Source organism: Actinomadura sp. NPDC049382, assembly GCF_040677125.1.
GTDB lineage: Bacteria > Actinomycetota > Actinomycetes > Streptosporangiales > Streptosporangiaceae > Spirillospora > Spirillospora geliboluensis.
The window spans coordinates 1-9,222 of record NZ_JBFARO010000210.1; the positions used below are offsets into that span (position 1 = coordinate 1).

Here is a 9,222-nt window from a genome sequence, read left to right on the forward strand (position 1 = left end):
GCGGCGGGTCCGGCAGCGCCAGCCCGGCCGCGTCGGGGTCGCCCCAGCAGGCCGCCTGGAGCGCGAAGCCGGTGAGGTCGGCCAGTTCGATCTCCGGGCGGGGGCGGGCCGGGAGCCGGTCGTGCTCGGCCCGCGTCCAGCAGCGGTACACGGTGCCGGGGCCCTCCCGGCCGGCGCGCCCGGCGCGCTGCTCGGCGGTGGCGCGGGACGCGCGGACGGTGGTGAGCGACCCGAGCCCCCGCGCGTGGTCGGTGCGGGGCTCGCGGGCCAGGCCGGAGTCCACGACCGCGCGGACGCCCGGCACCGTCAGGCTCGACTCGGCCACCGACGTGGCCAGCACGACCCGGCGGCCCGGCGCGGGCGCCAGCACCGCGTCCTGCACGGCGCGGGGCGCCTGCCCGTGGATCTGCAGGACGTCGGCCGCGACCCCGCCGAGCATCCCGGCGACGCGGGCGATCTCCCCGACGCCGGGCAGGAAGCACAGCACGTCGCCGTCCCGCTCGGCCACGGCGCGGCGGACGGTCGCGGCGACGTGCGCGAGCAGCGCCGGGTCGACGCGCAGGCCGTGCGGCGGCGGGACGGGCCGCTCCGGCGGCGCCCACACCGCCTCCACCGGGTGCAGCGCGGCCTCGGTCTCCACGACGGGCGCGCCGCCGAGCAGCCGCGCCCACGGGCCGGTGTCGGCGGTCGCGGACGCCGCGACCAGCCGCAGGTCGGGGCGCAGCGCCGCGCGGACGTCCAGCAGGAACGCCAGCGCGGTGTCGGCGTCCAGGTGTCGCTCGTGACACTCGTCCAGGATCACCGTGCCGACGCCGTCCAGCTCCGGGTCGGACTGCAGGCGCTGCAGCACCACGCCCGTCGTGACGACGTCGACGCGGGTGCCGGGGCGGTTCTCGCCGCGCACGGTGACGCCGACCGCGCCGCCGACGCGCTCGCCGAGGATCCAGGCCATCCGGCGGGCGGCGGCGCGGGCCGCGAGGCGGCGCGGCTCCAGCACCAGCACCTTCCCGGCCGCGGGCGGGCCGCCGAGCGCGAGCCCGGCCAGGGCGAGCGGCACCAGGGTCGTCTTGCCCGTGCCGGGCGGCGCCGACAGCACCGCGGCGCCGTGCCCGTCCAGCGCCGCGCGCAGCGCGGGGACGGCGCGGTGGACGGGCAGGTTCTCGGCGGCGCTCAGCTGCATCGCCCCAGTCTGCCCGGCCCGCCCGCCGCAGCGGAAATCCATTGCACCGAAAAAGGCTCTGTTCGTTGCGGTGATACTTGCATCGAGCCTTTCATTGCATTCTCCGGGACGTTCCGGATTCTTCCCGCCACCGCACCCTCCCAATCCTGGCGAAAGAGCAGGTGAGCAATGACTTCAAGCCCCGGAACTGACTTGGCAGTTTGATATAAGTCACCTTGCGAAGTGTGGCGCAAATCGCATCGGCGTCCCCATAATGATGGCGTCATCGCAGGTGCTGGGAGGTTCGGCATGTTCGGCAGCTCCATCTACCTCAGGGACAGGCCGGCGTTCACCGGCGGTTCGCCGCAGGCGGTGTACGAGGAGCTCTGGCAGCGCGGCCGAAAAGGGAGATTGCGGACCCGCGCATTTCTGGCCGCGGCGACGCTCATACTGTGCGGACTGCTCGTCAACCCGCTATTCGGAATCATCATGGCCGTTGCGGTGGCGTCCGCAGACGTGTTCGTCCATTGGCGCGTGTACCACTCGTCCCGGGTATGGCGGCTCGGGCTGCGCGGCGACGAGCGCATGAACCGGGTGCTGCGCTACACACTGGAGCGCAATGGCCACCGCGTGCTGCACGCCCGGACCGTCCCCGGCCACGGCACCGCCGACCAGCTCGTCATCGGGCCGGGCGGGCTCTGGCTCGTCCACAACGAGGCGTGGCACCCCGACGCGGAGATCTCCCACCACGGCGGCAAGCTGTTCATCGACGGCCGCACCCAGTCCAAGCTGGTCGGCACGCTGACGGCGCGGGCCGAGGCCGCCGCCGTGGCGGTCTCCCGCGTCGCCGAGGTCCCGGTGAAGGTGACGCCCGTGCTCGCCGTGCACGGCGGCGACCTCGTCCGCACCCCGTTCGCCGCCGACGGCATCGTGTTCGCGCCGCCGCTGAAGCTGGTCCGCTGGATGCGCCGCAACCCCACCGCCGACCTGTCGCCCGACGAGGTCGAGGCGATCATGCGCGCCGCCGTGCAGGCCCTCCCGATCGGCGGCCGGTCGTCCCTGTCCGCGGCGGCCTAGGCGGCGGGCCCCGCCGCCGGAAGGGGCAGCGATGACCACCCGACACCTGTGGCCGGAGGGCTCACACGCCGCCGCTCACAGGGCGCCCACCGCCCGCGCGGGTTCCGCCGCCCGCGCGGGCGGTGCGGCGCAGCCACCACAGGCCCACGACCGGCAGCACCAGCGGGACGAACCCGTAGCCGCGCCCGTACAGGGACCAGACGGTCTCGTCGGGGAACGCGGCGGAGTCGGCGAGGCTCAGCGTGCCCACCACCAGCACCCCGGCGAGCTCGGTCGAGCAGGCCGCGACGGCGACCCGGAACGAGGTGCGGCCGCCGCGGGCCAGCGCCACCGTCGCCAGGACGTAGACGGCCGCGGCGAACGCCGACAGCGCGTAGGCCAGCGGCGCCTCGGAGTACTGGGTGGCGATCTGCACCGCCGCCCGCGCACCGGCCGCGAGCGCGAAGATCGCGTATACGGCGACCAGCAGCCGTCCCGGCCCGCCCGCGGTCCCGGGCCGGGACCCGCCACCCGTGCGGGCGGGGGCGCCGGCGCGGGCGCCGCCGTCCGCGCGGGCCCCGGGCCGGACGGACTCGCCCCCGGCCCGCTCGGCCCGCTCGGCCCGCTCGGCGCGCGTTCCTTCGGGCTCAGACACCGCCACCGCTCCACAACTGGTCCATCCGGACGACCATGACGGCCACGGCCACCCCCGCGACGACGATGACGGCGGACCCCCACCGGGTGCGCTCCAGCAGCCCCCATCCGGCGCCCGCGACGGGGATCAGCAGCGAGCCCAGCAGGTAGCCGACGAAGGTGGCGGTGCCGTCCGGCCCCTCGCCGCCCGACAGCTTCACGAACGCGACGACCGCCTGCGCGATCAGCAGCGCCTCCAGCGCGCCGAGCGCGATCAGGTGCCCGAGGTCCATCGCCCGGTTGCGCAGCGCCGACACCAGCGCGTAAACGGCGGTCAGCAGCGCCACCACGATGATCACGGTGCCCAGGACGTCGGTCACGGAACGAGAGTACTACCGGCCGTAGAGCACAGCGGAATCGCCTTGGCCCCGGGGCGGAATCGCTTTGGCCGCACGGCGGGAAGCGCGCACGGGCACCGGCCCGCCCCCGGGACATGGCAGCATGGCGGGCGTGAGAGCGCTGCAGTGGCTGAACCTGACCCGGCACGGTGAGAGCACCGGCAACCTCGCCTACCAGGCCGTCCTCGGCACCGATGCCGAAGAGGCCGGCATCACCGAACGCGACGCCGACATCCCCCTGTCCGACACCGGCCGCGCCCAGGCCGCCACCCTCGGCCGCTGGCTCGCCGCGCTCCCCGAGGACGAGCGCCCGACCCACGTCATCGCCTCCCCCTACCTGCGCACCGTCGACACCGCCGAGATCGCCCTCGCGCAGACCTCCTACGCCGCCCCGCGGCACCCCGGCGGCCCCCGGCTGCGGGTCGACGAGCGGCTCCGCGACCGCGAGCAGGGCGCCCTGCAGGGCCTCACCGCCCTCGGCGTCCGGCGCCGGTTCCCCGCCGAGGCCGCCCGGCTGGACCAGCTCGGCAAGTTCTACTACCGCCCGCCCGGCGGGGAGTCGTGGGCCGACCTCGCGCTGCGGCTGCGCAGCTTCTACCGCGACCTGGAGGCCGACGCCCCCGGCGGCCGCGTCCTCGTCGTCACCCACGACGCGATCATCGTCATGACCCGCTACCTGGTGGAGGACCTCACCGAGGCCGAGATCATGCGGATCGAGAAGGAACCCGTCGGCAACGCCTCGGTCACCCGCTGGCGCGGCGACGGCTCCGGCCTCCAGGCCGTCTGCTACAACGACTGCGCCCACCTGACCGGCCTCGGCGCGCCGCCCCCCGCGGCCCCCGCGGAGCCGCGCTCTACAGCTCGCCGCTGAGCAGCCGGTCGCTGCGCGAGGCGACCGCGGCCCGCCGCGGATCGCCCGCGGGCAGCATCGCGCGCAGCCGCTCCAGCGCCTCCAGGTCGGCGCGGCCCGGCTCGGTCTGCGCGTAGGCCCACAGCGTCTCGGCGCCGCCGCGGTCGAGCACCTGCCGCCGCACCCGCACCGCCAGCTCGTCGCGCTCCGCGCGGATCGCCGGCGCGTCCGAGCGGGGCAGCAGCTCGCCCCCGTACAGCCGCACCGCGCCGCCGGCGTCGCCGTCGTCCAGCAGCCGCCGGACCGTGATGAAGTCGGCCTCGACCGCGCAGCCGAGCCGGTACGGGCGGGCCCGGACGATGTCGCCGAACTGCTGGCGGAGCCGGTGGATCTCCGGCCGCACCGTCGCGGGGCTGCCGTCGTCGCCGTACAGGCACAGCGAGAGCCGGTCGCCGCTCAGCCCGCGCGGATGCAGCGCCAGCAGCGCGAGGATCTCGGCGTGCCGCAGCGTCAGCTCGAAGCGCCGCCCGTCCAGCAGCGCGTGCGGCTGCCCGTCGCCGAGCAGCGACAGCGCCAGCAGCGGCCCGTCGCCGGCGGCCGGCCGGGCCGCCGGCGCCGCCTCCGCGCCGGGGTCGGGGACCACCCGCGCGCCGACCCGGTCGGCCGACCGCAGCAGGAACGCCTCGCCGAGCGGCTCGGCGACGGCGACGCGGCCGTCCGGCAGCGCGACCGTCCCGCCGGGCTCGGGGACGGCCAGCCGCAGCCCGCGCAGCCCGGCCGCGCCCGCCGCCAGCACCCGGCCGGTGGCGGTCACCAGCAGGCCGCCCCCACCGAGCCGGCGCAGGTGCGGCAGCAGCCGCTCGCGCAGCCGCTCGTCCCGCACCAGCATCTCGTTCTCCAGCCGCGACTCGGCCAGCCGCGCCGCGGCGGCCACCAGCGCGACGGTCGCCGGATGCAGCGCCGCCACGGTCGCGCTGACGTCGATGCACCCCACCACCCGCGCCGAGTCGGGGTCGATGATCGGCGCGCCCGCGCACGACCAGCGGTGCAGGACGTGCGCGACGTGCTCGGCGGCGTAGACGTACTCCGGCCGGCCCGCGGCGATCGCGGTGCCGATCCCGTTGGTGCCGACCGCGTCCTCCGCCCAGCGGAACCCCTCGGTCAGCCCGATCGCGTCGGCGGCCCGGCGCGCGGCCGGCGGGCCCTGCGTCCACAGCACGTGCCCGTCCGCGTCGGTGATCACCATGAGGTGCTCGGTCTCGTCCGCGACCCGCCGCAGCAGCGACTCCAGCATCGGCAGGTGCGGCTGGAGGGGGTGGACGTCGCGGGCGTCGGCGACGACGTCCCGCTCGTACACCAGCGGCGCCGCCTGCACGCCCGCGTCGACGCCCGCGTCCCGGGAGCGCCGCCAGGACTCGGAGATGGGCAGACGGACGGCCACCGGATCGCGCACCACCATCAGCCCCTTCCCCCGGAGAGAACCTCGGCCGGTCCGAGGATCCGCCCCCCGCGGGGTTCGGCGCAACCGATTCCACGGATCCCGCACGGCCGGATGGGGACACGCTCCGTGAGCATCCGGTCGCAACGTGCATGCAACCTGGAGACGCCTACCGTTACCGGCGGCTGGGAGACGAAGGGCCATCCTGTGGGTCCCGCCGCCCCGTCCGCGCATCCGGGGGGAATGCGCGCGGGGCGGCGGGCCGGAACGACCCACCGGGCGCGGGAGGCTCCCGGCCGCTACGGGGAGGACCGACCGCACATGCTCTGCCTGACCTGCCACCGCGTCCGCCCGGCGCTCAGCCGCGCGGACTACACCGCCGAACGCGCCTGGCTCATCGTCCGCCGGGGCCTTTGCACCTGCGCCGTGCCGCCGCCGGCGGCGGGCCGGACGCGCCGCCCGCCGGCCGCCCGGAGGCGCGCCCGGACGCCGAAATAAACATCCGGGTTCACAAAATGTTCACGCTCGGTTCGCCTACAGTTTAAGGAGATTCCACCCGACCGGCCCCTGGAGGGAGCGCCATGACCGTGATCCCGGGTCTCGTCCGCCGCGCCGCCGCCGAGGCGGAGCGCCATCTGCGCGAGGGCGTCGGCCTGCTCGCCAAGGTGGGACGGGATCTGGAACGGTCGGCGGAGCTGGGCCGGCTGCTCCCCGCACTCGTCGAGCGCATCGCGATCCTAGAGCAGACCGTCCGCGACCAGGACGCCGAACTGCGCACCGTCCGCACCGAGCTCGACTCCCTCGTCGGGCAGCTCAACGACCGGCTGCTGCCGCGCATCGACGAGCGGATGGACGACACCGAGCGCGACCTGGCCGCCGTCGCCACCAGCCTCATCCGCACCGGCCGCGACACCGCCGGCCACGGCGCCCGGCTGGACACCGCCGAGCGGCGCCTCGGCGAGCTGCGCACCAAGGTCGCCCAGCTGGAGCAGCGCACCGGGCTCTGGCGCGACCTGCAGTCCACCGTGGCCAGGTTCGGCGACGACCTCGACGCCATGCGCGCCCGCATGGCGCTGCGCGCCGCCGAGCACCCGCCGGCCGACGCCGCGCCCGCGCCGGTGCAGAACATCACCGACCGCCCGGCCTAGCGATCGGCGGGCCCGGCTGGGCCGGCGATCCGGCGGGCCGCCGCCGTCCGGGAGAATGGGCGCATGACTCACCCGCCCGAGACCCCTCCCGCCGCGCGCGGTTTCGCCAGCGACAACCAGGCGAGCGTCCACCCCGACGTCCTCGCCGCCCTCGCCGAGGTCAACGCCGGGCACCAGCCCGCCTACGGCGACGACGCGGTCACCGGCCGGCTCCGCGCGGTCGTCCGGCGGCACTTCGGCGACCGCGCCGAGGTGTACCCGGTGTTCAACGGGACGGGCGCGAACGTGGTGTCGCTGCAGGCGATGTCGGAGCGGTGGAGCTCGGTCGTGTGCCCGGAGTCGGCGCACATCAACACCGACGAGTGCGGCGCCGCCGAGAAGATCGCCGGGCTGAAGCTGGTCACCGTCCCGGCGCCGGACGGCAAGCTCACCCCCGGGCTGGTCGAGCGGTACGCGACCGGGTTCGGCAACGTCCAGCGGCGGCAGCCCGCCGTCGTGTCGATCACGCAGAGCACCGAGCTCGGCACCGTCTACACGGCGGAGGAGACCGCGGCCGTCGCGGCGGCGGCGCACGAGCGCGGCATGACCGTGCACATGGACGGCGCCCGCATCGCCAACGCCGCCGCGTCCCTCGGCGTCCCGCTGCGCGCCCTCACCACCGACGCGGGCGTGGACGTGCTGTCGTTCGGCGGCACCAAGAACGGCCTGCTGCTCGGCGAGGCGATCGTCGTCCTGAACCCGGACGCCGTCCGCGGGGTGAGCTACCTGCGCAAGTCGAGCATGCAGCTGGCGTCGAAGATGCGGTACGTGTCGGCGCAGCTCGTCGCGCTGCTGGACGGCGACCTGTGGCTGCGCAACGCCGCGCACGCCAACGCGATGGCGGGCCGGCTGGAGGCCGCCGCCCGCGCCGTCCCCGGCGTGGAGATCACGCAGCCGGTGCAGGCGAACACCGTCTTCGCGGTCATCCCGAAGGACGCCGCGGAGCGGCTGCGCGAGCGATTCGCCTTCTACACCTGGGACGAGGCGACCGGCGAGGTCCGCTGGGTCTGCTCGTTCGACACCACCGAGCAGGACGTGGCCGCGTTCGCCGCCGCCCTCGCCGCCGAGATGCCGGGCTGACCGGCGGGTTCGTCCCGATCATCGAGAGCGCCCCGGCGGCCCCGCGGGCGGCGCGTTATCGTGTCACCGAACAGCATTCGGTTACAGGAGGCGAGCCCGATGGCCAACCGCACCTTCGTCGTCGGCGTGGGCATGACCAAGTTCGAGAAGCCCGGCTCCCGCGACTGGGAGTACCCCGACATGGCCAAGGAGGCCGTCGGCAAGGCCCTGGCGGACGCCGGCGTCGGCTACGACAAGATCGAGATGGCCTACGCGGGCTCCATGTACGGGTCGATGGGCCAGCGCGCCCTCTACGAGACCGGCATGACCGGCATCCCCGTCATGACCGTGATGAACGCGTGCGCGACCGGTTCCAGCGCGCTGTTCCTCGCCCGCCAGGCCGTCCGCGGCGGCCTCGCCGACTGCGCGCTCGCGCTCGGCATGGAGAAGATGAAGAAGGGCTCGCTCGGCGCCGGCGTCGGCGAGTCCAAGGTCACCATCATCGACCACCACCTGCGCTCCATGACCGCGGGCCGCGAGTGGGAGCTGGACAAGGCGCCCATGCCGCAGATGTTCGGCAACGCCGGCCGCGAGCACATGGAGAAGTACGGCTCCACCCCCGACCACTACGCGTGGATCGGCTGGAAGAACCACAAGCACTCGGTCAACAACCCCTACGCGCAGTTCCAGACCGAGTACTCGCTCGACGACGTCAAGAACGCCACGATGATCTTCGACCCGCTGACCAAGCTGCAGTGCTCCCCCACCTCCGACGGGGCCGGGGCCGCGCTCGTCGTCAGCGAGCGGTTCCTGGACGAGAACGACCTGTGGGACCAGGCCGTCGAGATCGCCGGGCACCACATCGCCACCGACACCCCGCAGAGCTTCGAGGACCACTCCTCCATCCAGGTCGTCGGGTTCGGCGTCTCCCAGCGGGCCGCCCGCAAGGCCATGGACGAGGCGCAGGTCTCCATCGACGACGTCGACGTCATCGAGCTCCACGACTGCTTCAGCGCCAACGAGCTCATCACCTACGAGGCCCTCGGCATGGCCGAGGTCGGCGAGGGCCACAAGCTCATCGACGACCAGGCCACCACCTACGGCGGCAAGTGGGTCGTCAACCCCTCCGGCGGCCTGATCTCCAAGGGCCACCCCCTCGGCGCCACCGGCCTCGCCCAGTGCGCCGAGCTGACCTGGCAGCTGCGCGGCCAGGCCGACAAGCGCCAGGTCGAAGGCGCCCGCGTCGCCCTCCAGCACAACATCGGCCTCGGCAGCGCCTGCGCCGTGGCCGTCTACAAGCCCGCCACTGCCTGACCCCACTCAGAACACCCGCCGGGCGGGGGCGGGGGGCCCCCCCCCCCCCCCCCCCCCCCGGGGGGGCGCCCCCCCCCCGCGCCCCCCCCCCCCCCCGGGGCGCGCACCAGCTGTATTGTTTGAGCTTT

Annotated in this window: 9 protein-coding genes; 5 read left to right on the forward strand and 4 right to left on the reverse strand. The window is 75.1% G+C overall.

The features are described 5' to 3' along the window. Positions 1–1,180, reverse strand: a 1,180-nt coding sequence (locus AB0K34_RS45060; protein ID WP_364554657.1) for a helicase-related protein, incomplete at its 3' end; no start/stop codon positions are given. 468 nt (positions 1,181–1,648) lie between these two features. Here AB0K34_RS45060 and AB0K34_RS45065 point away from each other — a divergent pair. Next, positions 1,649–2,236: an NERD domain-containing protein gene (locus AB0K34_RS45065; RefSeq protein WP_301178299.1), complete on the forward strand. Its 588-nt coding sequence runs from the start codon at positions 1,649–1,651 to the stop codon at positions 2,234–2,236. A gap of 61 nt (positions 2,237–2,297) precedes the next feature. On the opposite strand, the gene AB0K34_RS45070 is transcribed toward AB0K34_RS45065, so the two are convergent. Both AB0K34_RS45070 and AB0K34_RS45075 read right to left on the reverse strand, forming a co-directional pair. Then, positions 2,298–2,705: a hypothetical protein gene (locus AB0K34_RS45070; protein WP_138633641.1), complete on the reverse strand. Its 408-nt coding sequence runs from the start codon at positions 2,703–2,705 to the stop codon at positions 2,298–2,300. A 157-nt stretch (positions 2,706–2,862) separates the two neighbouring features. Beyond that, positions 2,863–3,228 carry a hypothetical protein gene (locus AB0K34_RS45075; protein ID WP_364554659.1) on the reverse strand — a complete coding sequence of 122 codons (366 nt, stop codon included), beginning with the start codon at positions 3,226–3,228 and terminating at the stop codon, positions 2,863–2,865. Positions 3,229–3,349: 121 nt separating this feature from the next. Between AB0K34_RS45075 and AB0K34_RS45080 the strand changes: the two genes are divergently transcribed. Then, positions 3,350–4,117, forward strand: a complete 768-nt coding sequence (locus AB0K34_RS45080) for a histidine phosphatase family protein (protein ID WP_364554661.1) — start codon at positions 3,350–3,352, stop codon at positions 4,115–4,117. Here AB0K34_RS45080 and AB0K34_RS45085 read toward each other — a convergent pair. Continuing rightward, positions 4,101–5,555: a GAF domain-containing protein gene (locus AB0K34_RS45085; RefSeq protein WP_364554663.1), complete on the reverse strand. Its 1,455-nt coding sequence runs from the start codon at positions 5,553–5,555 to the stop codon at positions 4,101–4,103. The genes AB0K34_RS45080 and AB0K34_RS45085 overlap by 17 nt on opposite strands. A gap of 560 nt (positions 5,556–6,115) precedes the next feature. Between AB0K34_RS45085 and AB0K34_RS45090 the strand changes: the two genes are divergently transcribed. The 3 genes from AB0K34_RS45090 to AB0K34_RS45100 all read left to right on the forward strand — a co-directional run bounded on the left by AB0K34_RS45090 (position 6,116) and on the right by AB0K34_RS45100 (position 9,094). Next, positions 6,116–6,682: a hypothetical protein gene (locus tag AB0K34_RS45090; protein WP_301178252.1), complete on the forward strand. Its 567-nt coding sequence runs from the start codon at positions 6,116–6,118 to the stop codon at positions 6,680–6,682. A gap of 63 nt (positions 6,683–6,745) precedes the next feature. Then, on the forward strand, positions 6,746–7,801 hold the full coding sequence (locus AB0K34_RS45095) for a beta-eliminating lyase-related protein (protein ID WP_301178251.1): 1,056 nt from the start codon (positions 6,746–6,748) through the stop codon (positions 7,799–7,801). 99 nt (positions 7,802–7,900) lie between these two features. Then, positions 7,901–9,094 carry a beta-ketoacyl synthase N-terminal-like domain-containing protein gene (locus AB0K34_RS45100; protein WP_301178250.1) on the forward strand — a complete coding sequence of 398 codons (1,194 nt, stop codon included), beginning with the start codon at positions 7,901–7,903 and terminating at the stop codon, positions 9,092–9,094. Positions 9,095–9,222 lie beyond the last annotated feature (128 nt).